Annotated in this window: 21 protein-coding genes; 3 read left to right on the forward strand and 18 right to left on the reverse strand. The window is 44.2% G+C overall.

Annotation, left to right across the window (positions count from 1 at the left end):
- Positions 1 to 75: 75 nt before the first annotated feature.
- From NZ043_RS28250 to NZ043_RS28280, 7 genes are all read right to left on the reverse strand, one after another.
- Positions 76 to 915: a PRD domain-containing protein gene (locus NZ043_RS28250; protein WP_339309856.1), complete on the reverse strand. Its 840-nt coding sequence runs from the start codon at positions 913 to 915 to the stop codon at positions 76 to 78.
- 224 nt (positions 916 to 1,139) lie between these two features.
- A complete protein-coding gene (locus NZ043_RS28255; RefSeq protein ID WP_339309857.1) occupies positions 1,140 to 1,379 on the reverse strand; it encodes a hypothetical protein in 240 nt (79 codons plus the stop codon).
- A 123-nt stretch (positions 1,380 to 1,502) separates the two neighbouring features.
- A complete protein-coding gene (locus tag NZ043_RS28260) occupies positions 1,503 to 2,063 on the reverse strand; it encodes an AAA family ATPase (RefSeq protein WP_339309858.1) in 561 nt (186 codons plus the stop codon).
- Between the two features lie 166 nt (positions 2,064 to 2,229).
- Positions 2,230 to 3,318 carry an acyltransferase gene (locus NZ043_RS28265; protein ID WP_339309859.1) on the reverse strand — a complete coding sequence of 363 codons (1,089 nt, stop codon included), beginning with the start codon at positions 3,316 to 3,318 and terminating at the stop codon, positions 2,230 to 2,232.
- Between the two features lie 140 nt (positions 3,319 to 3,458).
- The gene (locus tag NZ043_RS28270; RefSeq protein WP_339309860.1) at positions 3,459 to 3,992 is read right to left on the reverse strand and encodes a GNAT family N-acetyltransferase; all 534 of its coding nucleotides are present in this window, start codon (positions 3,990 to 3,992) and stop codon (positions 3,459 to 3,461) included.
- Positions 3,973 to 4,449, reverse strand: coding sequence for a putative immunity protein (locus NZ043_RS28275; protein ID WP_339309861.1), 477 nt, complete (start codon positions 4,447 to 4,449; stop codon positions 3,973 to 3,975). Before NZ043_RS28275 ends, NZ043_RS28270 begins: the two co-directional genes overlap by 20 nt.
- 115 nt (positions 4,450 to 4,564) lie before the next feature.
- Positions 4,565 to 7,285, reverse strand: coding sequence for a family 78 glycoside hydrolase catalytic domain (locus tag NZ043_RS28280; protein ID WP_339309862.1), 2,721 nt, complete (start codon positions 7,283 to 7,285; stop codon positions 4,565 to 4,567).
- A 134-nt stretch (positions 7,286 to 7,419) separates the two neighbouring features.
- On the opposite strand from NZ043_RS28280, the gene NZ043_RS28285 reads away from it, so the two are divergent.
- A complete protein-coding gene (locus tag NZ043_RS28285; protein WP_339309863.1) occupies positions 7,420 to 8,304 on the forward strand; it encodes an AraC family transcriptional regulator in 885 nt (294 codons plus the stop codon).
- Positions 8,305 to 8,309: 5 nt separating this feature from the next.
- On the opposite strand, the gene NZ043_RS28290 is transcribed toward NZ043_RS28285, so the two are convergent.
- The 4 genes from NZ043_RS28290 to NZ043_RS28305 all read right to left on the reverse strand — a co-directional run bounded on the left by NZ043_RS28290 (position 8,310) and on the right by NZ043_RS28305 (position 13,463).
- A complete protein-coding gene (locus NZ043_RS28290; RefSeq protein ID WP_339309864.1) occupies positions 8,310 to 8,876 on the reverse strand; it encodes a hypothetical protein in 567 nt (188 codons plus the stop codon).
- Positions 8,877 to 9,041: 165 nt separating this feature from the next.
- The gene (gene ascB, locus NZ043_RS28295; protein WP_339309865.1) at positions 9,042 to 10,505 is read right to left on the reverse strand and encodes a 6-phospho-beta-glucosidase; all 1,464 of its coding nucleotides are present in this window, start codon (positions 10,503 to 10,505) and stop codon (positions 9,042 to 9,044) included.
- 49 nt (positions 10,506 to 10,554) lie between these two features.
- Positions 10,555 to 12,474, reverse strand: a complete 1,920-nt coding sequence (locus NZ043_RS28300) for a beta-glucoside-specific PTS transporter subunit IIABC (protein ID WP_339309866.1) — start codon at positions 12,472 to 12,474, stop codon at positions 10,555 to 10,557.
- A gap of 146 nt (positions 12,475 to 12,620) precedes the next feature.
- Positions 12,621 to 13,463 carry a PRD domain-containing protein gene (locus NZ043_RS28305; protein ID WP_249912330.1) on the reverse strand — a complete coding sequence of 281 codons (843 nt, stop codon included), beginning with the start codon at positions 13,461 to 13,463 and terminating at the stop codon, positions 12,621 to 12,623.
- A gap of 254 nt (positions 13,464 to 13,717) precedes the next feature.
- On the opposite strand from NZ043_RS28305, the gene NZ043_RS28310 reads away from it, so the two are divergent.
- On the forward strand, positions 13,718 to 14,740 hold the full coding sequence (locus NZ043_RS28310; RefSeq protein WP_339309867.1) for a hypothetical protein: 1,023 nt from the start codon (positions 13,718 to 13,720) through the stop codon (positions 14,738 to 14,740).
- Between the two features lie 216 nt (positions 14,741 to 14,956).
- Here NZ043_RS28310 and NZ043_RS28315 read toward each other — a convergent pair whose 3' ends face one another.
- The 4 genes from NZ043_RS28315 to zwf form a co-directional block, all read right to left on the reverse strand.
- Positions 14,957 to 16,060 (reverse strand): metallophosphoesterase, encoded by a 1,104-nt coding sequence (locus NZ043_RS28315; protein WP_339309868.1) that lies wholly within the window; start codon positions 16,058 to 16,060, stop codon positions 14,957 to 14,959.
- Positions 16,061 to 16,304: 244 nt separating this feature from the next.
- A complete protein-coding gene (gene gndA, locus NZ043_RS28320; RefSeq protein ID WP_289389573.1) occupies positions 16,305 to 17,723 on the reverse strand; it encodes an NADP-dependent phosphogluconate dehydrogenase in 1,419 nt (472 codons plus the stop codon).
- Positions 17,724 to 18,012: 289 nt separating this feature from the next.
- Positions 18,013 to 18,678: a fructose-6-phosphate aldolase gene (gene fsa / locus NZ043_RS28325; protein WP_062835043.1), complete on the reverse strand. Its 666-nt coding sequence runs from the start codon at positions 18,676 to 18,678 to the stop codon at positions 18,013 to 18,015.
- A gap of 36 nt (positions 18,679 to 18,714) precedes the next feature.
- Positions 18,715 to 20,238: a glucose-6-phosphate dehydrogenase gene (zwf, locus tag NZ043_RS28330; RefSeq protein WP_091029157.1), complete on the reverse strand. Its 1,524-nt coding sequence runs from the start codon at positions 20,236 to 20,238 to the stop codon at positions 18,715 to 18,717.
- Positions 20,239 to 20,350: 112 nt separating this feature from the next.
- Here zwf and NZ043_RS28335 point away from each other — a divergent pair, with 112 nt between their 5' ends.
- Positions 20,351 to 21,235, forward strand: a complete 885-nt coding sequence (locus NZ043_RS28335) for a LysR family transcriptional regulator (protein WP_036672843.1) — start codon at positions 20,351 to 20,353, stop codon at positions 21,233 to 21,235.
- A gap of 97 nt (positions 21,236 to 21,332) precedes the next feature.
- Here the strand turns inward: NZ043_RS28335 and NZ043_RS28340 are convergent, their stop codons facing one another.
- From NZ043_RS28340 to NZ043_RS28350, 3 genes are read right to left on the reverse strand one after another with little or no spacing between them, the layout of a single operon-like run.
- Positions 21,333 to 23,348, reverse strand: a complete 2,016-nt coding sequence (locus NZ043_RS28340; RefSeq protein ID WP_339309870.1) for a chemotaxis protein CheA — start codon at positions 23,346 to 23,348, stop codon at positions 21,333 to 21,335.
- 14 nt (positions 23,349 to 23,362) lie between these two features.
- A complete protein-coding gene (locus NZ043_RS28345) occupies positions 23,363 to 23,788 on the reverse strand; it encodes a chemotaxis protein CheW (RefSeq protein WP_133385251.1) in 426 nt (141 codons plus the stop codon).
- Positions 23,789 to 23,813: 25 nt separating this feature from the next.
- Positions 23,814 to 25,403, reverse strand: a complete 1,590-nt coding sequence (locus tag NZ043_RS28350; protein WP_339309871.1) for a methyl-accepting chemotaxis protein — start codon at positions 25,401 to 25,403, stop codon at positions 23,814 to 23,816.
- Positions 25,404 to 25,799 lie beyond the last annotated feature (396 nt).

The following is a 25,799-nucleotide window of genomic DNA, read 5'->3' on the forward strand; positions in this document are numbered from 1 at the left end:
TTAACGGTATGTTCTGTCATTCAAGCGTTCAGGTTTTGCCCTAGCGGTTGCAACCCTGCAAGCTGATCTATGGGATTATTCAGAGGTTGCATTCACAACTCTCTCAATATGAATCGTTAAGTACATCAATTCTTCGTCAGTTAGTTGATACGTGTAGTTGCTTTCAATGAATTTCTTAATTTTCTCCGAGCACTTGTGTGCTGTTGGATACTTTTTCTGAATCATCAGGAACAGTTCATCATCGTTGTTGCTCTTGTAATGTTTTCCCTTCACCAAACGTTGGGCGAAAAACTTCAAATGCGTCACAAAGCGATAAAATGTTAGTGAGTTCTCATCAAAATCAATCTTGAAATGATACTTGATGATTGTCAAGATTTCTTGCATGACCTGCGTCATACTCTTGATGTTGGGCATTTCCTCGTTCAAAGCTGCATTCACAAAGTGAAGTGCCATAAAACCGGCTTCGTCCTCGGGCAAGATCACACCAAACTGATCACAGATCATATTGAGCGCTTCCATTCCGACTTCATATTCCTCTTTGTATAACTGCTTTGTCTCCCAGATTAACCCGTTGCGTATGGGCAGATTCTTGCGATACCGCTCAATGGCAAAGTGAATATGGTCTGTGAGATGTAAGTAAATGCTCTCATTTAATTTCTTGCCAAGTTTTAATTTGGCGTAAGCGATGATTTCCTCGGATACTTTCATGTATTCCAGAGGAATGCTTGAGATTAATGCCTTGAAGTTTTCCTGAATATCTTCATTCTGTAAAGTAAATATCTTATCGATATGCTGCTCGGAAACCATATCACCCGCCCGCTTCTGATAAGCAATCCCCCGGCCAATGATAATAACTTCCTGTTCGTCATTCATTGCAACTACAGCATTATTGTTCAGCACCTTCTCGATTTTCACTTTATCACTCCAATATACAGAAAAAGACAAACCAATCCCTTTTCTCAAGGTATACGGCTTTGCCTGATTCAACAGTTACAACCCGATATGTTGTACGCGCTTCCCTCATAATATTACAAATTTCTACACAGTGCAACAAAAAGTTAATATCGTATTAACATGACTCCTGATCTAGGTAAATATACTCACAGGAGTGTGCAAAACAAGAATTATTTTACAAGGATTCACGGTTTATTGTTTTTGCTTCCTTTCTCCAGTTCGGCTTCAATTCTTCGATTAATCATGTTCATTTCTTCTGAATCCAAACGATCGACTTGAGTGTATTCTTGATCCATCTCGTACTCTTGCGCCTCGCCTTTGTTCATTAGCCCCAAATGATTCTTGATGTCTCGAATATCTTCACGCATATGCATCGTCTGACGGTATTGGTCTACAACAAGTGCAAAAATAATGCCCCCGGCCACTATCGAACCAAATGGGATCAGATAACATAAAACAAGTCCTATGAGCAAAAAAAATAACGAAATACATATGTAATGCCCCTCTCAAATAAAAAGTCTTCTCTGCTAAGATAAACGTTTGATAGATTACAAATTAAATCGTTCCTGAATTAACTTTGCCACCTCATCCGGGCTCTTGTGTGTGTTATCAATCCGTATGTAGTGCTCATGCGTGATTTCTCCAGGTTCCGAATTCAGTCGATAATGCTTCATCGTATCTAGTAAATCTCGCTCAGACCACGCGATGTCTCGCTTTGTTGGCTTATGTAACAGGCGATGCGGACTTTTATTGCGCTCCAATCTTTCCGATGCATCGGCTTCCAGTTCCACATAACAGACCTGTCCTCCATTAGATTCGAATAACTCCCTGATTTGACGGATGTACTCTCCGTCTTTCGCCAAATCAAACGCCCATACAAAAGTAAAAATCAGACCCGGCCAATCACTCTTTGCCACTTCTTCAAAAATCTCCTGCCGGAACAGGCTCACCAGTCTTTTGCCTTGTGGTGTACCATAGCTGAAATAAGGAGACACCAATTCAATGGTCATATGGTTATGAAACAATTTAAGCTTTGTTATCTTCTCCAGTTCTTGCCCAACCGTCATTTTGCCCACAGCCTGCGGACCAAAAATAATCACCAATTTCATTTCGATCACTCCTGACAAGGTAGTGTTCATTCCATTAATTCAATTTTATGGACATTAAACTCTATAATACCTTCTTTAGGGCAAATAAAAAAGAGGTTTCAAGTGATTCCCTCAACGCGTGAGGGCTTGAAATCTCTTATCTTAAATGACATATGTTTATTTTAACTTAACGTCCAATCAGTACCCATCCCCACTTCATCCGGCGCAATCCCATCGCGCAGATCCATGAGATCAGGAGCGCGACAACATAAGATAGAATGATACCCAGGCTGAAATGCCGAGCCAGTTCATCTGTGAATTCACGTCTCCAGAAGAGCAGTACGAGTGGATGCATTAAAAATACACCAAATGCAACCGTACCCAAGGAGTCCAGAACATGCGTAGCTTTACGAACTTCAGTATGTTTTCCTGTGCCGATTCGTTCAGTAAAGATCAGTAGGAGCAAGCAGGCTGACAGCGTAAACAGATTTCGGAACAGGAACAGCACGGTATAGATAATAACCGGGTATGCAGCGAAAGCGGTTTTGATATAAGCATTACCATATATAAAAATGGCACCTCCGCTCAACAATGCAACTATAAGCACATAACGGTGAGCATATAGTTTCTTCAATGCCCACTCAAAATTCAACCCAACCCATGCGCCAAATCCAATCACGATCAGATAACTGGGTAACAAACTTCCTGTCCGTTCGAAGTGAAACTGCAAATGTAGTGCATAGAAGATCGCTTGGCCAGCAATAAAGAATAATGGCAAATAACGATTAAACAAACGATGGCGTGTAAGGGACAGAAGCCATGGAAAAACGATATAGAATTGAAGAATAATCAGAAAAAAGTACAAGTGCGTATGAGCGGTTCCCATCACTAATTGTTTGGCAAATTGAACACCATGGGTCAAAGGTTCTTTGCCCGCAAGCAACTGTTTAATAGCAAAGTAGATAAGGGACCACACCACATAGGGTACAAATACATTAAATAAACGCTTCTTATAAAAAGCGAGCATCCAACCCTTCTCATTCACCTTGGAGCTGTAGTTGTAGAACAAGACAAGGGATGAAAGGAACAGAAACGCTGGAACAGCAAATTGCAAAAACGTGTTCCAAAAATAATACACATCATGATCTAATGTATGCTTGGGGTAATGCGCAACTGCAGTTGAAGTTGCATGAATAGCTACCACTGCCATGATGGCAAACGCACGATAGAGATCCAGGTACTCAATTCGCCGGGGCCGATAAACCGGTTGATTCATAAAGATAACCTCACTTGTGCCTGATATGGGATGATAGTTTCCGGCCGCAATCCAGATTCTATGCTTCATTTTAATCAGCACACGAGGGTAATACAATCATAATCCATATTATTTTCGTTATATCACATCATTATTCTGCATTATTCGACATTTTCTATCCAGAATCGTTCAACAATGTTGCCATTTGACTCCACATAGTCTTCATCCCAAATGCCACCATTTCGAAGGATAACCCTTCTGGAAGGCTCATTAACCGCATCGCATACGATCAATACTTTGGTAATTCCAAGCTCTCTCGTTTTCTCCAAAGAAAGCCTGAGTATTTCGGAACCATAGCCACTTTGCCGCTCTCTTGGACGAATACCATATCCAATATGCCCTCCACTGTTGAACAATTTGTCGTTAAGCTCATGCCTTATATTGACGGCACCCACGATTTGTTGACTCTCCGTGACCAGCCAGTATGTACTGTCTTTGACCCAGCCTTCCGGGATGTCAATCCCTTGTTCATTGCGCTGCAAAAACGCCAACATCTCATCGAACGCATAAGGATCTTTGGAAATGACCCAAGGTACCATCAATTCTCCACTTCTGATCCAGTCTTCATAAAATGCCAAATACGCATCCTTATATGCTTGTGATGGTTTAATTAATCTAACGTGTTCTTTCCCCATGACCCGTATTTCCTCCCAACAGATATTGATATTGCCACGTTCTCTCTTCCAGGACACGACGTTCTTGCTCTTCCATCAAACAGTCATAAAAGATAGCTTTCACTGCATACGTTGCGGCATGCACCGCATGGCCTTTGACATGGGCCGTTGCAGCTGCGTGTCCCGCCGCACGAGATGCACTAGAGGCAGCGATATTATCGGCTTCCCGTGCAGCAGCATGAGCTGCAAAAGCGGCCTTTCGAGCATCAACCATGGTAACCTCTCCACGGATCCAACCTCTTCCTGCATTAATGGCATCACGGGCGCGGAGATCCTCCAACTGGTACGCCTCAAATATAGGCAAGACACGTGCCGCAGACTCCGTAGCCCAACAGGCCAATGTATGGTGATCTTGTTGCTTAGCCAAATCCTCTATATCGCGGCGCAAAGGTACATCTTTGAATGCAGGTTCTGCCATGGTCATGCTCCTTTCATTGTTCAAATACTACAAATTCACTCTCAGACAAGTTCCAAAAAGGACCTGCGTGTGTGCAGATCCTCTTCAAGTGTACCTCTTATCGCTTTTTCTATCATTATACGGACTCTGTCAATGTTGCCTCCTGAACACCCCGTTCATTCTTCGTATCCGTGTCTTTGTACGTGAATTGGTAACTCCCAGATCCAAGTGTGACTTCAACATCGTCTCCAATACTTTGAATATTCTCGACTTCACTTACCTGATCCAACGGGTTCCCTTGCTCCAGAACGATCTGTGCACCTGCTCCAGGAAGACGTACCGTACCTCTTGTGTTGGCGGGAATATGCACCCGAATCTCCATTTCACCCTCCGCCAGCCGGTGCCAGCTTGAAGCAACTTGACCATACATCGTCTCCAGACTCGCTTCTACCCAATCCAGTCCAGGCCCGGGTTGCGGCTCGATATGCACCATTCGGAATCCTGGCTGATGTTCATCGGACCGAATGCCAGCAACATACCGATACAACCATTCTCCAATCGCACCGTACGCATAGTGGTTAAATGAGTTCATATCAGCACTCCAGAGACTTCCATCCTCTTTGATCCCATCCCAATGTTCCCAGACAGTCGTTGCGCCTTGAGTCACCTGATATAGCCAGGATGGATAATCCTCTTGAAAAAGTAATGTATAAGCCAGGTCGTGAAGTCCCACATCACTCAGCACCGGATTTAGATAAGGTGTGCCCACGAAGCCTGTAGTAAGATGATTCCCCGCCTCTTTCACGAGTTTCGCCAATTGATCAACAGCACGAGTTCGGGCAGTGGCGTCCAGCAGGTCAAATTGGAGCGCAAGAACATGTGCTGTTTGCGTAGGAACAGCAATTTTGCCAGCTGGAGTCACGAATTCATTTCGAAACGCATGAATAATGTTTGTATGCAACTGCTTGTAATATTCAGCATCGTCTGTCTTTCCAAGTACCTCAGCCGCTTTTTGTGTTAACGAAACCGAATAGGCATAGAATGCAGTTGCCACATAATCCGTGTCCGTTGCGCCGACATAACTATCGGGCTTGGAGTCCAGTCCCAGCCAATCGCCAAAGTGGAATCCCGTGTTCCACAGGTACGGATTGTCACCCTGCGCGAGAATATACTCAACCCACCGCTTCATACTCTCATATTGTTCGGCCAGTAATCTGGCATCCCCATACATCTCATAGATGGTCCAAGGACAGATGACTGCTGCATCACCCCAAGCGGCGGCGGAATGACTGGTGTCTCCCCACCCTTCTGAGGTGGAACTTCTCAGATCCGGAACAAAGAATGGAATACCGCCATCTTCTCCCTGATCCGCTTCCAGATCCCGCAGCCATTTGGTGAAGAAGGGAGCCGTATTCATCAGGTAGGAGGACGTGCGGATAAACATCTGTGCATCCCCGGTCCATCCGAGCCGTTCATCCCTCTGTGGACAGTCTGTCGGCACATCAAGGAAATTCCCCTTTTGCCCCCACAATATATTGTGATGCAGTTGGTTCACCAGTGGACTGGAGCATGAGAACTGGCCTATTTGCTCCATATTCGAGTGCAGAACTATTCCGGTGAATTCATCCAGACAAACGTGTTCCGGGAAGCCAACCAGCTTAACATAACGGAACCCTTGGAACGTAAAATGCGGCTCAAATGTTTCCACGCCATCCCCCTTGCAAGTGTAGCGAATACACTGCTTGGCGGCGCGAAGATTATTGGTGTAGAAGTTGCCTTGATGATCCAATATCTCAGCATGGTGCAGCTCAACCGTCTGACCCGCCTCACCTTGAATGCTGAATCTCACCCATCCCACCATATTCTGCCCCATATCTATTACACGATCTCCCTGTGGGGTTGATAACAAAGCGATTGGCTGTAGCTGTTCTACTTGGGTGACGGGTACGTTCTCCTGCGCAACGATGATATCTTTGGGATGATCCAGTACGTTCACAGGTGCCCAATTCGTCTGAGATGAATCCGACCAATCAGACTCCATTTGTGCATCATACGTCTCCCCCATATAGATGTCCGACATACGAATCGCACTAGGAGCAGCGGTCCAATCCCCACCAGATAAAATCCATTCCTCCGATCCATCTGCGTATTTCATATGCAGTTCCAGCAGCAATGCGGACGTTGAACCAAATATCTCCCGTTCTTTGTTCCAGCCGAGATACCCTCGGTACCAGCCATCACCCAGATAAGCGCCTAATATGTTCTGCCCATCCTGAAGTAGATGAGTTACATCATAGGTTTGATATTGTAATCGCTTACGATAAGAGGTCCAACCAGGTGTAAAATAATCTTCTCCTACTCTTGTGTTGTTCATATGCAACTCGTATAATCCAAGTGCTGTCACATATATTCTGGCAGACGTAACAGGTTGTTTCACATTAAACTGCTTGCGCATACGTGGGCATGACGTATCTCCATCATCTGATGGTTGAGCTGTGATCCATTCTGCTTGCCACTTGTTATGACTATCCTTAAGTCCCATCTCGAAATAAGCCGTTTCGGACCAGCCCGAATCACTTCCTGCATCATCCCATGCCTGAATTCGGTAGTTGTATCTCGTTCGCGGAGAAGGCTGAAAATGGTTTAATTCCACATGTATGGATTGATCCGTGCTTATCTTGCCAGAATCCCATGCAATCTCATCAAAATCTTCTGACAGGCAAAGCTGGATCTGGTATGCGGATTGCATGCAGTTTCGACGATCAGACTGCAACTGCCAGCTTAATCTCGGTGATTTGACATCAAGGCCTATCGGATTGATTCTATACTCACAGCGAAGGTGACTCACGTTGAACATTAGCAGATCGTCCTTTCCATCTTGGCTTCCCATTCGGGGTTACGATATAATTATATCGATCCTGTTGCCCTAAATACCCGGTAATCAGGACTATTTCATCCGGTGATTCAGCCATTTGTGCGAGGAGGTTGCTTGTGAATTCATCTGTACAACTCATGAAAAGCGAATACTTTCTGCATAATCATCTGCAACTTTTTGTCAATCGTTGCTCTGAAGATTTTGTGCTTCCTTTTCACGCACATGATTTTATTGAGTATAGCTATGTTGCCGAAGGAAAGGGCTTTCATCATATCGGTGAAGATGTCATTCCGGTGACAAAGGGGATGCTGTTTGTCATTCCTGTCGGCGTTCCTCATGTCTTTCGTCCTGTGAGTACAAACGTAACCGAACATCCGTTAATTCTATATAATTGCTTATTTAATGCTGAACTGACCAACACCCTGACATCCGTCATTCAGGAAAAAGAAATCATTCATCATTTGATGGATCTGGCACAAGATCAGGTTCCGTATATTTCCGTTGTGGATCACAACGATCAGATTGAAGAACTTATGGTAAAGCTGTACCGTGAATCCTCTGTTCCGGGAATCGGTTCGTCTACCATGTTATACACCTTGGTAAGCCAGTTGGTATTGATGACCTACAGACAACTTTATCAAAAGGAACATGATGAAGAGAATCATTCCACCGGTTTTGATTACATCCTTCACTATATCAAGGAGCACGTAAGCAATCGTATTCGGATGTCTGATCTGGTCCGTATATCAGGCTGGAGTGAAAAACAGATTGGGCGAATGTTTTTGCGACATACCGGACAGACCTTTAGCGGCCACCTGCAACATCTCCGTATACAAAAAAGCTGCGAACTTCTAAAGAAATCACAGCACAAAGTCAGCCTGATTGCCGAGCTGGTCGGATATCGGGATATGGATTCATTCTATGCTGCATTCAAAAAAATAACAGGTGAAACACCTCTCGCCTATCGCAAAAAATCCAGAGCACAGCACTCTGGACAATAAGGCTTTCAGACACCAACAACCTGTAACACTTCATCTATGTATGCCTTGGCCTCTTTCCATGAAGACATCAACGGAAAGTTGTATCGCTCACGCTCCTGTATATTCCATGGATGCGGGATACAGATGACCTTTTTGCCATCCTCATGCGCGGGAATCAAATTATGTGCCCCATCATCAATAAGCAGATCGAAACCGAGCAAGTTTTTTCTTTTGCATGTAATAAACTGTTCTGCGGTTATAAAAGGCATATGCTGCTGAAGCCAGTTCCATTTCTCAACGACTGTTCTTGGTTCCGCTGCCGTCACAACAATGACATCATAAACATCGTTCAGCTTTCGCATCTCATCTACTACATACTCGTCGTATAACTCCAATTCCTCGAACAGACCCGGCCGACCATAAAATACATCATGCGTGCTCTCTGGATGACGCAAATGGGATGTATCCCAATGAATCATATCCTCATAGCGCAACGGATGGGTCGGGAAGTTGAGGTTGTTGTGATATATAGCCCGCTTGACCAGATGACATATCGTGTCATCCATATCTACAGCAATAATAGGCTTCTTCATGGTTATCCCTCCCCCAATACGATCACAGTATACCATCCAGAATGTTAAGTAGTCACCTTTTTGCATTAAAGTACCATTAGTATTTAAGAAAATTCTGCCAGAACATTAGAAAGGCGCCCCTGCGCCGCAATTAATGCTACGCCCGGGGTGCCTATATAGATTGATCTATTCCAAGTTCTCGCCATTCGAGGCAATAACTTTTTGGTACCAGCTAAAACTCTTTTTCTTATAACGATTCAATGTGCCTTGTCCATTGTCATCCTGATCCACGTAGATTACGCCATAACGCTTGGACATTTCCGAAGTGGATGCACTGATGATATCAATCGCTCCCCAGTTGGTATATCCCATCAGGTCCACACCATCCATAACGGCTTCTTTCATTTGTGTAATATGTTTTCTCAGATAATCAATACGGTAATCATCGTTGATGGAACCATCTGCCTCAACCGTATCTTTCGCGCCAAGGCCATTCTCCACCACAAACAGCGGCAATTGATAACGGTCATACAGCTCTTTCAGTGCAACGCGCAGACCGATCGGATCAAGCTGCCAGCCCCATTCCGTACGCTCCAGGTTCGGGTTCTTGATCGTACTGTACAGGTTACCTCCAGTTACTCCATATTCCTCTGGGTTCACTGCGGACACCAAGGATGTGTAATAACTGAATGAGATGAAATCAACCGTATGCTCACGCAGGATTTGCTCATCTCCTGGTTCCATGGCAATCGTAATCCCGTTCTCTGCCCAGTACCGAGCCATGAACGTTGGATAACTACCACGAACTTGTACATCCGTATGCAGCAGGTTCAGCTGGTTATCAATCTGTGCTTGCAGTACATCCTCTGGCTTCGACGTCGCCGGGTAGTGAATCATTCGAGCAAGCATACATCCGATCTGGAAGTTCGGGTTAATCTGACGTGCTTTCTCTGTCACCAGGCTGCTGGCTACAAATTGATGATGAAGTGCCTGATATGAAGCCTGCATCGTGTTTTCAACCCGATCTTCAATAATACCGCCGCCTGTGAACGGTTCAATAATCGTTGTGTTAATCTCATTAAACGTCAACCAGTATTTGACTTTGTCCTTGTATCGGGTCATCACGGTTTCCGCATATCTTACAAAATGTCCAATCACTTCGCGGCCAGCCCAGCCGTTATATTTCAGAACAAGTGCCATAGGCATCTCGTAATGCGAGAGGGTTACCAGTGGTTCGATATCGTATTTCCGGAGTTCATCGAACACTTCGTCATAGAAACGCAGTCCTTCTTCATTTGGCTCGGCATCATAACCGTTCGGGAAAATACGCGGCCAGTTGATGGACAGACGGAATGTCTTGAAGCCCAGCTCGGCGAAGAGCGCAATATCTTCTTTGAAACGATGGTAAAAATCAATCCCGTAACGCTTCGGATAACCTTCCGCACTATGATGTGCCATTGCTTTCTCAACCGTTGCACTGGTAACATGCATCAGTTCTCTAAGGTTGGTGTAGTCCTTTTTTTCAAAATAAGGAACCATGTCGGCTGTCGACCATCCTTTGCCACCAGCGTCAAATCCACCTTCAGCCTGGTTAGCGGCAATAGCGCCGCCCCATAGAAAACCTTCCGGGAACCCTTGTCGATTAATCATTCGTATCTCTCCTTCTTTTGTTGATATTGTTAGTCCTAAGACGGACAGTTTAGATCTCAGCTTTCAATACGTCTTCACCCATCGTGATTTCGCCCAATTTCACAGGTAGAACCTGCTTGTAATCAGCCGTATTGGTAACAACCATAGCGGTTGTGATGTCGTATTCTTTTGCAATCTCGGCCAGTTCAAATGTAAGTAACTTGTCTCCAGCCTGAACACGTGCTCCTGTAGTAACATGTGCATCAAAATACTGTCCACGCAGCTTCACCGTGTTAATTCCAACATGAATCAACAATTCCATTCCGTTATCACTGCGGACAACGATCGCATGTTTCGTTTTGAAGACATTCATGATGGTACCTGTCACTGGAGAAACCAATTCGCCCACCGTTGGAACAAATGCCACACCTTTACCCATCAATTCATCACCAAATGTTGGATCGTTGACTTCTTTGAGCGGGATGGATTTACCTGTCATCGGTGCAACAGCTACTGCATCACTCGTTGGTGTTGGGTCGCCCATGTCGTCCACATTTACGGTTGCAGCTTCGTTGGAAACAACTTTCGCTGGTGCTGTAGAAGCATCCGGTGAGAATTGAGCTAACGCCTCAGCGTCTCCTTCTTCTTCTTTGATACCAAATATCGTAGACATGATTGCACCCACGATAAAGGCCAAAATCATGCCCCCAAAGGAGTACCAGAAGGTCTGTCCGATTAGGGAAGGAAGTCCTGGGAGACCACCGTTACCCGCAAGTACATATGCTTTCGCGCCAAAAGCAAGGGCGAATCCGCCACCCACTGCACTACCAATCATCGCTGCGGCAAATGGTTTTTTATACTTCATGTTAACCCCGTACATAGCCGGCTCCGTTACACCCATGAGTGCGGTGAAGCTCGTTGACAATGCCACGGTTTTAAGTTTTTTATCTTTTGCCCGGAAGAATACGCCGAGTGTTGCACCAGCCTGACCCATATTGGAGATAAAGGTCAATGGCAAGAATTTATCAAAGCCCAGTGTAGCGATATTACTCAGAATGATCGGCACAAGTGCATAGTGCATTCCTGTCATAATAATGAGCGCCATCGCGCCGCCAAGAACAATACCTGCAATCAATCCGCCTTCATTCAACAGCCAGTTGATACCGCCAGACAATCCGCTACCTACAAATGTACCCAATGGACCAATTGCAATCAGCGTTACCGGAACCATAACAAGCAAGGTAATCAATGGCACAAGCAATAGTTTGAGTGCAGCTGGGATAACACGGTCAACCCATTTCTCAACATAAGACATCAACCATACTGCAAGAAGAATCGGGATAACCGATGAAGCATAACTTACAGCCGTAACCGGAATTCCCAAAAATCCAACCGATTCACCGCTAGATAACAATGCTGTCATGTCTGGATACATCAGTGCCGTACCTAGTGCAATCGCGACAAACGGGTTACTGCCGAATTTACGAGCAGCGCTGACTGCAATCAGTAAAGGCAGGTAGTGGAATACGCCGTCACCAATTGCTGAAAGAATACGATACGTATCCGTTCCAGCAGACATCCAACCTACGGACACGAATAGTGCAAGTAATCCCTTGAGCATACCTGCCGCAGTAATCGCTGGAAGCATCGGGGCAAAGACACCTGCGATTGTTTCAAAAATTTTCAGCACGACATTTTGTTTTTTATCCGACTTTGGTTCTTTCTTTTCTGTAGTTTGCTGGATTGCCGGATTTTCCTTCACCATGGCATCGAATACTTTTGCCACATCATTACCGATAATGACCTGGAATTGATCGCCGGAAATATTCGTTCCCATGACCTTATCCAGTTTTTTGAGTGAGCCGTTATCAACTTTATCGTTGTCTTTCAGATCAAAGCGCAGTCGAGTAACGCAGTGATACACCGAGTTAATATTGTTTGTTCCCCCAACGGCTTTGATGATTTCCTGTGCCGTTTCCTGATGTTTCATGTTGTTTTCCTCCTCATTTTTCCAATAAAAAATACCCGAACGAATCTAGCGCATATTGATGGCGCCATCTCATTCGGGTATTGCCTGATTGAACAGTAACAAGCCCATAGGATATCCAGTTGTAATTTGATTCTATTGCGTGAACTTTATACGTCCCGCTTGGTTTTCATCAGACGTTCCAGATGGAGCGTTAGATATAACTGCTCAGAGTGAGTCATGTCATACTGATAGTTCTTATGGATAAAAGTCTCGATCTTGCCAATACATTTGAATGTCTCCGGATAGTTTTTCCGAACCACTTCATATAAATACTCCTCGGCATCATCATGTGAAGAATGGGTAATGACACGCTGACAGAAATACTTCAAATGGGTGATGAAGCGGAAATAGTTGACGCTATCTTCATCCAATTCGACGTTGAAGTGATATTTGATGATATTCATAATCTCCTGCAACAGCTGCATCAGATGAGTGACATCGTTCATGGAATCATTGACTTCCGCATTGATGAAATGTAAGGCAATATTACAGATTTCATCTTTGGGAAACTCAATATCCAGTCTTTCCTTCAGCAAGGTCAGTGCTTCTCTGGCCACATCATACTCCGCCTTATAGAAATGCTGAACTTCCCAAGAAAGTGGATTACGAGTAATCATTCCTTTTTCCAAGCGTTGAACGGCAAAGTGAATGTGATCAGACAGCGAGACATAGATCCCGTCACTGATGGTTTTGTTCAATTGCGTTCGTGCCAGTGTCACAATATCATCTGTTGCCTGCAGAATCTCAATCGGCACTTCAGCTACGATGGATTTGAATTTCTCATAGATCGATGCATCCTGAAGACGAAATATCTTCTCAATCCGCTCTTCATCAATCTCATCGCCTGCTTTGAACTTAAATCCGATACCCCGGCCGAGGATCAGTAGTTCCTGATTTTTGTCATCCACGGTACTGACAATATTGTTATTAAATATCTGTTTAATAATCATTATGGACCCACCTGGTTTTTTTTGAGGAATAAAAAAGGGCAAAACCAAAACAGAAATAATAAAATCATTTCCATAGTGGTTTTGCCCGCATTACCGGTAACAAGCCTCGGATCTAATTTATCATAACCTGAAAACGGTGTCAACAGGAAACCGATGTTTGGGTTATTATGTTTATGCAACATTTTACTTTTATGTTACATTAATAATATGTAAGCATTATTTAGTATGGCCTAAACTAAACAGGAGGATTCATTTTGGAAAAAATCGTTTCAATGACTGTATTCATTGCTGCCATGTCACTCTTATTATCTGCGCCACTCACCTTGGCCGCAAACTCCAATGACCTCTCGTTGATTGAGAATCAAGAGTCTGCTGACCAGCTGGATCGGAAGACACAACAACTTTTGAGTGATGAACTAGTTAAACTCGTGGGGAAACAGAGCATTCAATTCACCACAATAGACAGATCATTTGATCCGTGGGTCATTAACGGAACTATTGATGGAACCGGGTTCGCCTATTTCACACAAACATACGATCCTGATACAAATCGTGTCGCGTCCACCCATATCATGTATGATAACGCTGATTTGAATAAAGTCATGGATAATGCGCTGCGCCTGAAGCTTGATGCCTTCTTAAAAACGTTTGAAGATGAAGATATCTTCATTAAAGGTGGTTTCTGGCGTTTCAAAGCCAATGATCCAGAACATGGACATTTACTTCAAAACTACTGGGTCATCTTTGGACCAAGTCAACAACTTTACATCGATGTGGACAAAGGTAATCATATGTCGGCAATTCTGCAATATAAAATCGATGATTCCTATGCCTGGATGACAAACATAGCACGAAATTCACTCAAAACACTTGGAATACCCTCAGTAAAAGCTTTTGATTACACCTTATTTACCGTAGAAGGAAAAGATATGTTATGGCAGTATAGGGATGACGACAATCTAAATTACGTACATATCGGCAGCAAGACGGGAAAGGTATGGAAAGTCACCAACGAACTAGGTATCAACTGGAAAAATGATACTGATTTCAAAAAGTCTTTTGCCAAGCCCAAGCTCAGCAAAAACAAAGCACTATCCATCGCTATACCCACAGTCAGATCTATATTTGGTATTGAGCTAAAAGGTTATTCCGTTCGTATCCAAGAAAACGAATACACCTTTACAAAAAAAGGAGCCACAACGCTTATTGGTAAAATCAATACAAAAGGCGCATTTTATTCGTTTGAAGCCATTCCTTCAAAAGGGGTAAGAAACTAACTTACATAATAAAAAACAGGCGGCTTGAAGCTCCGATTTCCGGGAGATCGAGCCGTTTTATTTTACGAATTAATCAGTATCCGTCTAAATTTGCATAAAAATACTCCGCTTTATGACGACAGTCGATTTGATCTTGTCATCATAAAAGCGGAGCCGGTATCATCAATCTACGCTTGACGTGCTTATAAGGCAGCCCTCCTCTCGAAGGGCCTTTCATCATTGCTGGAACGTCACATTAATCTGTACAATCTCCGAACGACTACTAGTACGAATTGGAGGTCCCCAGAATCCAAATCCTGACGTTACGATAGAGTGCATGGAGCCCTTTTGCAGATAACCCCAATCATTCTCGTAAATAGCCTGTGTGATGAACTGAGCAGGCGCAATCTGACCACGGTGGGTGTGACCAGATACGACCAGATCTACATTGTTTTGCTCCGCAATATCCAGATCATACGGCTGGTGATCCATCATAAGTACTGGTTGGCTCAAGTCCGTATCTTGCATTAACGTGACTACTTCTGCACGATCCTTCTCTGTCCGGTCTTTCCGTCCTATGAGAGTAATCTTGTCATCCAGTACAATCTTGTCATCGTACAAAACTTGCATGTTGCTTTTCTCCAGCGCAGCAATCAGATCTTCAATCGGACCATCGAACTTATCGTGATTCCCGAGTGAAGCATAGACGCCGTACGGAGCCTGAATATCGCTGATAATGTCGGCAATTCCGCTATTAAGATACATATCCAGATTGTCATCAATAATATCTCCAGGATACAGCACTAGATCCGGCTTCAGCGCATTAATCTCCTCCACCATGCGTTTGGCATGTGCAGGACCGGACAGTAATCCAAAGTGCATATCGGCAGCCATGACAATGTTGAGCTTGTCTACACCTTCTACTTTTTTATCAATCTGGATATTATATGTTCTCACTACAGGGCTGTAAGCGTTGAAAATTCCGTAACCCAATGTGGACATTAACAGCACCAACGTAACGACCCCAGCCCATTTCTGTGTGTGATGTCTAGGAATACGGGTCAATCTCAGCAACCACACCGTGAGGTGAACGACGGGCAGGATCAGTAATAATAACGAGAAGATTGCCAGCCAGTAAGAACCGATGATACTGAGGAACGAGATGCTTCCAAATAATCGTGCCAAAATGAAGGAAACGGCCAGGAATACAAGCGCTATAATATAAAACCATCGAAATCTGGCGGACACAACTGGTTTCATCCAACTCCAACCGCTCCAGCCTATGTAGAACACTAATAAACCGTATACGACCAAAAACAATATACCTGCTAATACAAACATGCCCGGTCTAACCTCCACGTCAATAAGTTCTATTCTGAATTTTCATCACGGACAACGGTCCGTCTGAACAAGTATAACGTAGTTGAAGGGTCAGATCATCTGTTTGCCAAACCCAGATTCGTACATTTTATTACAATTTGATGATATTCAAATTCGAACCATTAACGAGAAAAAGCACCCTTGCAGGTACCATGAAGTTAAATTCATGAACGACTGCAAGAATGCTATATATTCGGAACTGATATTACTCGTTAGTGTCCATCCACTGGAAGTGGAATGAACCTTCTTTGTCCACACGTTTGAATGTGTGAGCACCGAAGTAGTCACGTTGAGCTTGCAGCAAGTTTGCTGGCAAACGCTCTGTACGGTAGCTGTCGTAGTAAGAAAGAGCGCTGGAGAAGCCTGGTACCGGAATACCTTGTTTTACAGCAGCCGCTATAACTTCACGCCATGCGCCTTGATAAGACTCAACGATGTTTTGGAAGTAAGGATCCAAAAGCAGGTTTTTCAGAGCTGCATCCTTATCATAAGCTTCTTTGATGTTTTGCAGGAATTGCGAACGGATGATACATCCGCCGCGGAAGATCATGGCAATGTTGCCATATTTCAGATCCCAACCATACTCATCGGAAGCTGCACGCATTTGTGCAAATCCTTGAGCGTAGGAAACGATTTTACTTGCAAACAGTGCTTTACGAACGTTCTCGATGAACGCTTTTTTGTCGCCAGAGAATGCTTCAGTTGCTGGTCCATTCAGGATTTTGCTAGCTGCTACACGCTCGTCCTTCATGGCAGACAGGAAACGGGAGAATACGGATTCCGTAATCATTGACAATGGTACGCCGAGATCCAGCGCGCTTTGGCTTGTCCATTTACCTGTTCCTTTTTGTCCAGCCGCGTCCAGAATAACGTCAACCATTGGTTTACCCGTTTCAGGATCATATTTGGAGAAGATATCTGCCGTGATTTCAATCAGGTAGCTGTCCAGCTCCCCTTGATTCCACTCAGTGAAGATCTCATGCAACTCTTCAACGGAAACGTTCAATACGGATTTGAGCAAGTGATAAGCTTCACCAATCAACTGCATATCTCCGTACTCGATACCGTTATGCACCATTTTCACATAGTGTCCGGCACCGTCTGGTCCGATATATGTGCTGCAAGCGTCATCGCCAACTTTAGCGGAGATCGCTGTCAGGATCGGTTCTACCAACTGATAAGCACTTTCCTGACCGCCTGGCATGATTGCCGGGCCTTTCAGTGCGCCTTCTTCACCACCGGATACACCTGCTCCGATGAAGCGGAAACCTTTTTCTTCCAGTTCTTTACTGCGACGTTGTGTGTCAGGGAAGTAAGCATTACCTCCATCGATAATAATGTCGCCTTGATCCAGATGTGGAAGCAGTTGCTCGATCGTTGCATCTGTTGCTTTACCTGCTTGCACCATGATCAGAATTTTACGCGGAGACTCCAGGGATTCCACAAATTCTTCAATGGTGAACGCACCTGTCAGGTTTTTACCTTCTGCTTCTTTCAGAAGATCGTTCGTTTTCTCTGGGGAACGGTTAAATACCGATACCGAGAAACCTTTACTTTCAATATTCAAAGCCAGGTTTTTACCCATTACTGCCAATCCAATAACACCAATCTGTTGTTTACTCATTATGTCCTCCCAATGCTCCATGATTTATATAGTTTTATAGAGGGTGTTCAAAAAGTCCGCTTTTGATTACGAAGAATGCCTAAAGGCATCATCAGCATCGAATATGGAATTCAGCCGAAATAAGTGGGAGGCTTACGAAGTATGTTTCCTTCGGAAACATTGCGGTTGCTCACGTAGTTTCCTACGCTCCGCTACTCCATTTCTAGCTTCATTCCATCTTCTCGGTACTGAAAACCGACCTTTTTGAACACGTATTTATTGTAAGTTGAAACGAATAAATATTCAGTGATTATTGTACTGTTTTTTTCCAGTCAGCTGCAAATTTGTCCATACCTTGATCTGTCAGCGGGTGTTTGGAGATCTGTTCAATGACGGAGAATGGAACAGTAGCAATATGTGCTCCAGCCATCGCTACACGTGTAACGTGATCCGGATGTCTTACAGAAGCCGCAATAATCTGTGCATCCAGATTATGTGTACGGAACAATTCAGCAATTTTGGTAACCAGTTGTACGCCATCTTCGGAGATATCATCAAGACGTCCCAGGAATGGAGATACATATGTTGCACCAGCACGAGCAGCCAGAAGCGCCTGGTTCACAGTGAAGATCAACGTTACGTTGGTTTTCACGCCTTTTTTGGTCAAGTAACGGCAAGCTTCAAGTCCTGCAAGTGTCATTGGCAATTTGATCGTGATGTTTTTGTCACTGTTGTTAATTTTGATCAATTCTTCTGCTTGCGCGATCATTTCTTCAGCAGTAAGGGCATCTGGTGTCACTTCCGCAGAAACGGACTCCACTTCAGGTACCAAACGCAAGATTTCTTCAATACGATCTTCGAATTTTACGCCTTCTTTGGCTACCAAAGATGGGTTTGTTGTTACGCCAGACAATACGCCGATTTTGTATGCTTTTTGGATATCTTCCACGTTAGCTGTATCGATAAAAAATTTCATGATTAAATTACCTCCAGATATATTTTTTATTTTGGTTTAGAGATTCGCATTAACCGCCAAGGGTATGCTATTTGTAACTACAGACTCCTGATCCGCCGGCTCATCAAACCACCAGTGGTGACCTTCTTCTTCAAGCATAACATCTGATTCAACCGGTCCATAGCTACCCGCAGGATACAGGTGAAGTGGCAACAGATTTTCCTGGAATGCATCCAGAATTGGCTGCACCCATGCCCATGACAATTCTACTTCATCCCAGTGGGCAAAGAAGGTTGGATCACCCAGCAAAGCATCACGAATCAGATTCTCGTAAGCTTCCGCAAGGTCACCTTTGTCCGGAGAAAGATCAATATGAACCGGTTTGAATTCACCTTTATTCTCAGGATCACTTGCATTCAGTTGCAGTGTCATGCTCTGATCCGGACTCATCTCAATGACGAGCAGGTTTGGTTTGGAACCCTTGTTTTTCAGCACATTTGTCTGTCCTGAAGGTTCTTTGAATTCAATCACGATACGTGTTGATTTCTCCTTCATTCTTTTACCCGTGCGAATGTAAAACGGAACACCACGCCAGAAGAAATCATCAATTTGCAATTTGGCAGCAATGAATGTGTCATTCATCGTGTTCTCCGCTACACCTGGTTCAGCAACATAAGCATTAACCGGTTTGCCTTGAATGTTGCCTGCCGCATACTGCCCACGGATGATGTTTGCGCCCACAGTTTGTTTTTGTAACGGCTGGATCGATTCCATGATGTGCTTTTTCTTCAATCCAACTTTTTCGGAAGTACTGTTGTAAGGAAGCTGAATCGCCATCATCATGAGCAATTGCAACATATGATTCTGGAACATGTCTCGTACAGCGCCTACATGATCATAATAGGATGCACGTTCTTCGACACCTACAGTCTCATTCGCCGTAATTTGCACATTGGAGATGTAACGATTGTTCCATAACGCCTTCATGATTGGGTTACTTTGATGCAACGTCTCCAGACGCTGTACCATCGGTTTGCCCAAATAGTGGTCAATCCGATAAATCTCTTCCTCCGTGAACGATTCGCTTAATTTGCGATTAAGGTCTCGGGCGGATTGCAGATCGTGACCAAATGGCTTCTCGATGACGAGACGCTTCCAGCCCTCTGTGGAACCTAGCCCACTTTGTTGAATATTCTCGGCAATCGGTTCGAAGAATTCCGGACCAACCGAGAGATAAAACAAGCGATTGGACGGAATGCCAAGCTCAGCTTCTCTTTGTTCAACTAATCCCAACAGCTTTATATAATCTTCCTTATGGCTTATATTCAATACACTGTAGCGAAAAGCTTTCACAAATGACTTCACAACTTCAGGATCAGCCTGGCGTCTGGAAAATTCATTTAATGATTTTTCCACTTGTGCCTGAAAGAATTCATCAGACCACTCTCTACGCCCAAGACCAATCAATGAGAAGGTTTCCGGAAGCTTCTGCTCAAGATATAAGTTATATAAGGCAGGATATATTTTTCTTTTGGCTAAATCGCCAGTAGCACCAAATAAAACAATGGTAGTTGGTTCCATCTCACCGTTCTCCTTCCAAGTAACTCTGGTTTCTTTGTTGTAGTTACACTATAATACGTTTTATAGCTATACAAGTAATTAATATATTTCACAGGAGCTATAGACCACATCTATGACAACAAATTACGAACTATATAAAGTCTTTTATTGGGCCGCCAAAACGGGCAGTTTGACACAGGCTGCAAAAGCACTGTATATCACTCAACCCAGCGTCAGTCATGCCATTAAGCAATTGGAAGAGAGCTTTGGTCTTACCTTGTTTTATCGAAATTCCAAGGGTGTAGCGTTGACACAGGAAGGTGCCAGTCTATACTCCTATATTGAACAATCCCAGATTCTGATCTCACTTGCGGAAGAAAAAATGGCCGCACTGAAGAATCTCGACAATGGTGAACTCCGGATTGGTGGCAGTGACTCCCTGTTCAAGCATTACATGCTGGCGTATCTAGAGGAATTCCACACCTTGTACCCTAACATCAAGCTGCATCTGAGTCATGGAACTACGCCGGAAGTCATCACCTTTCTGAAAGAAGGCAAGATTGATCTTGGTGTTGTTCGGATGCCCATTGTTGATCCACAGCTAGAAGTCAGGGAAAGTATTCAGTTGAAGGACTGTTTTGTAGCTGGAGAACGTTATGCTCAGTTGAAGGGTAAAGTCATGACACTTGAGATGCTTCTGGAGCATCAACTGATCCTCTTCTCCCGGAACAGCCGGGTTCGGATGGCTATTACCGAGTTGTTTAACAGCTATAATTACACGTTGAAACCTGAGATTGAGGTTGGTAGCGTTGATCTGTTGATTGAGTTTGCGCGTCGAGGACTGGGAATTTCCTATGTCACACGTGAATTTATATCCAAAGAGCTGGAGGAAGGTTCTCTCTTCGAAATTCAGCTTGATGTCCCGCTCCCCCCTTCCCATGTGGGGATTATGACCAAACGCAATATGCCAATCTCTCTGGCTGCCAACCGGTTTATGGATCTCATTTTCAAATCCTGAGTGGTCACAATTTCAAAAGGTACAACAAAGAGCCCCACCATCCAGTCATGGACGATGAGGCTCTTAGGCGTGCATAATTTATGTGTTTATCTAACGATTAAAGACTCACCAGATAGGACGCGTCCAAGATAAGGGCAACCTTACCATTACCGAGGATCGTTGCACCAGATAGATGGTTCATCGCTCCCAGATACGTACCAAGCGTCTTAATAACAACTTCCTGATTTCCTATAATCTCATCTACTGCGTATGCTGCAATTTTGTCAACGGAACGCACGATCACCATTGGAATGGTCTTGGATTTACGGTCTGTTCGTGGATAGTTGAGCCTGTCGCACAGTCGGTGAAAAGGTACAATTCGTCCATGATTCAGGATCGCTTGTTGCCCCTGAATCATCTGAATATCTTCAGGTGAAATTCGAACAATCTCAGCAACATTGTACATCGGCAAGATTAGAACACGACCCGATACTTTGACTAACAGACCTTTAATAATCGCCAGTGTGAGTGGTAGACGAATCGTAAACGTGGTACCCACACCAACCTCCGTATCAATATCAATGATACCGTTGAGCCGCCCGATCTGACTACGCACGATGTCCATTCCAACGCCGCGTCCTGATACTTCACTGACAGAAGAAGCCGTGGAGAAACCAGGCTCAAATATGAGATGGACAGCTTCCTGTGTTGTTAGGCGTGCAGCCTGTTCCTCACTAATGATACCTTTACCCAAAGCGGAAGCTTTGATCTTCTCACCATCGATGCCTTTGCCATCATCCGAATAACGAATGACAACATGATTTTCTTCATGAAACGAAGTTAAGGTAATACGTCCTTTGGACGGCTTACCGTTCTCCGCCCGAACCTCTGCACTTTCAATGCCATGATCTGCACTGTTGCGGATGAGATGGATCAGCGGGTCACTCAGTTCTTCAATAATCATCCGGTCAAGCTCAGTCTCTCCACCTTGAATAACCAGTTCCAGATCCTTACCCAGCTTCTGTGATAGGTCACGAACCAATCTCGGGAAGCGACTGAATAGTTGATCAATAGGTAACATCCGTGTCTTCATTACACCTTCTTGGAGTTCCTTGATCACCCTGCCCATATGATCGGATACACCACTAATACTCCGGATTAGTGGTGAAGACTCCTTACGCGCACCCGATCCACTAAGATCTGCAAGGGATGTTTGATCAATTAACAGTTCACCGACCAAATTCATCAAATGGTCCAGACGTTCAACACTCACACGAACCGTAGGTTGAGCAGCTTTCACTTTCTCATCCGGGCCAGTTGTATTCACGGTAGGCAAGCTTTGTTTCGTTTGCTCTGTTTCAGAGATTAATTCAATTGGTGCAGACGTCGCTGCAACCTCATTGGATTCCAGCAGATATGGATCAATCTCCAGCATATGAATATCCGAGTCTGAAGACAGCTCTGCCTTAAGCTGCTGTGTGTCCTTTGACGTTGCTACGATGATGATGAACTGACCATAATGATCATCTTCATTCTGCGCGCCCGGTTGACTCTCCATGAGCGAAGTAGCGACAACCGTACCACAGATCTCCTCAATGCGTTGTCGTAAAATATGATATCTGGCCGCTTTCATCATGCACTTCTGCTCCAGCACGATATGAATGGACAATAACTGCTTGCCTGACACTATAGCCACCTGTGCCACAATCGATTCTGCTGGTTGCAATTGAGGTACTTTAAGTTGCCCAACTACTGCCGGGGTTTGAATTAAATCTTTTATTTCTCGTACTACTGCTCGAAAGTCTGCATAAGCTTCCCCACGGATGTACTGATCACGAAGCACCTTCATGGCGTCCAAAGAGCGAAACAACGTATCAATTAGCTCCGAAGTCATCTCCGGTTTTTTCTCCCGGACCCATTCAAGAGCATACTCCACTTCATGCGTGAGGTCGCTTAATTCACGGAAATCCATTGTGGATGCTGATCCCTTGATGGTATGGGCTGCCCGAAACAGCGTCTGAACCAGTTCTACAGAAGGCGAAAGCTCCAATGCCAATAAAGACTGATCCATACGTTCCAATTGATCATTCAGTTCTTCGATAAAGATGTCACGGTAGGCAGACAAATCCATCATTCGTATATACCTCCCTAACCGCCCAATATTTCGTCCAGTTTCAAAATGCCCACAAGCTTGTCTTCCTGTTGACCCACACCATGGAATAAACCTTCACGGTTACGACCATATCCGCCAGTTGGCGGATGTATTTCCGAATATGTGGTTACCTTGTTCACGCGATCCACGATCAAGCCAATATATTCCTCCTGATGTCGAACTACGATAATACGCGTTGCTCTGGTGTCCGGTTCATCCGGCATACCCAGCAGGTTCCGCAGACTCATCACACATACAACCTTGCCACGCAGATTAACTACCCCTTTGATCTCTTGGCGACTGAATGGGATATCCGTAATGCTGAGCATTTTAATAATTTCGTGAATTTCTTCGATTCGAATGGCGCAAGTCTCTGCACCTACAGACAGCTCAATATATTGTTCCTTCTGAAGTGAAGACATCAATTCACCCTCAATTCAATGTGTTTTATTGGGTTTTGAAGGCAGCTGCCGAAATCGCCAGCTCTTCCGCCAGGTGTGCCAAAGACTGACAGGTTGCTGCAGTCTCTTCTGACGCAGCGGCGGATTCCTCACTGGAAGCCGAGATGGATTCAACAGAACTCATTACCTCCGCCGCTTGAGCTGCCTCTTCCTCACATGCAGCTGCAATTTCGTTTACTTTCTGAGAAGAGTTATTGACCATATCAATGATCTGATCAAACGCCTGTCCAGTCATGGAAGACTGCTCAACACTGGCTGCTACTGCCTGTACACTCTGTCTCGTGTTTTCCTGCATCGCTTTGATGATGGCTGTAATTTCTTTGGTCGCCTCACCACTTCGTTCTGCAAGCTTCCGGACTTCATCTGCGACTACGGCGAATCCTCGTCCTTGTTCTCCCGCACGTGCCGCTTCAATAGCAGCATTCAACGCGAGCAGATTGGTCTGCTCAGCGATATCGTCAATCACTTCGATGATGTCACCAATTTTACGAGAATCATCTTCAAGCTTGGTCATTTTTGTATTAACAGCTTGCATACCTTCCAATGAAGTCTGTACAACAAGTCCACCTTCACGTGCAGTCTTCACGGTATCGTTGGACAACTCAGCAGCTTCTTCCGCACTTGCAGCGACAGAGTTAATGGCAAGCGAAAGCTCCTTGAACAATTCGGAGATGTTTCCTGCCTCACTGGATTGGCTTGTGCTGGTGCTTGCAATTTCCTGTGTGCTAGCTGAGATCTGTTCCGAAGAAGCGGCAACACTTTGAGAGTTCATCACGATATTGTTGATTAACTCTTTCAGGTTGTCGACCATACGATTCAATGCCGCAGCCAGTTGACCCACTTCGTCTTTGCTAGAGATGTCTGATTTAAGGGTCAGATTTCCGTTGGCAACTTCCGTAGCTAGACCCAGCATGGCCATGAGTGGCTTCGAAATGGAGCGAGAGATGATGTATCCAATGAGGACACTGAAGAGTACGGATGCAACGACCATAACAATTGTTACTGCAAAGGAAGTTGTGTAGGCTTCTTCAGACTTCGTGTTAGCCTGATCTGCCAATGTTACATTGAGATCCACCAAGTCTGCGAGTGTTTTTACAACCTCATCACCCGGAGGTTTCAATGTTGATTTCAGGAATGTAATGAAAGCTGCATCATCATCTGATACCGCCATAGTGACGCCTTGATCATAAAGTTTCATATAGCTGGTATATTGGGTATCTAACTTACGAAGCAATTCCGCTTCTTCCGGGGTAGTAGCAAGAGGACGATACGTAGCAAGTCGCTCCTCCATGGATTGACGAATTGTAGCGATATTTTCCGTAACTCTGGTCTGTTCTGCTGCTACCGTTTCATAATTCAAATCTCGCACGTTAACTCGCAATCTCTGATAATCAACCTGAGCAGAGGACAGTTCCCTAACTGAGATCAGATTGTTGTTATACATCTCTTGCATTCGTTCATTTGTACTTCTCAATGTTACTACCGAGTAGACGCCAAGCGACGCGAGGATTATCGACACAATTAAAAATGCTGAGATAATCTTTGTTGCTGTTTTCAAGTTTTCAAACCACTTCATGTAATCTCCTCCTAGGCATCGTAGTGTCCAGTTATGTATATAACGCTTAGTAAACCCTTCTCTAGGTCGCGCTCCAGACAACTTACGATCTATTTCGACATAAATATATTAAAACTGAATAGGAAATTTTTATTTCTATAAATTTGCACTATTATGAATTTTTATTTCAGATATAAAGAAACTTCTTTTTAATATAATTTATACTTTTTACCTATTAAATTTCTTTTTCCACTTACATATATATGTATAATCTACATTCTGCATTGATTTGCAAATACATCTCCATACAAAATTTCATGTGATATGATCTTCTTATATTTACATAAGAAGTTGTATAGTTCTTACGTCTAACAAATATCATTTTCCATGCGTAAAAATTATGTATTTTGCTGCACA

This window comes from Paenibacillus sp. FSL k6-2145 (assembly GCF_037976585.1).
Classification (GTDB): domain Bacteria; phylum Bacillota; class Bacilli; order Paenibacillales; family Paenibacillaceae; genus Paenibacillus.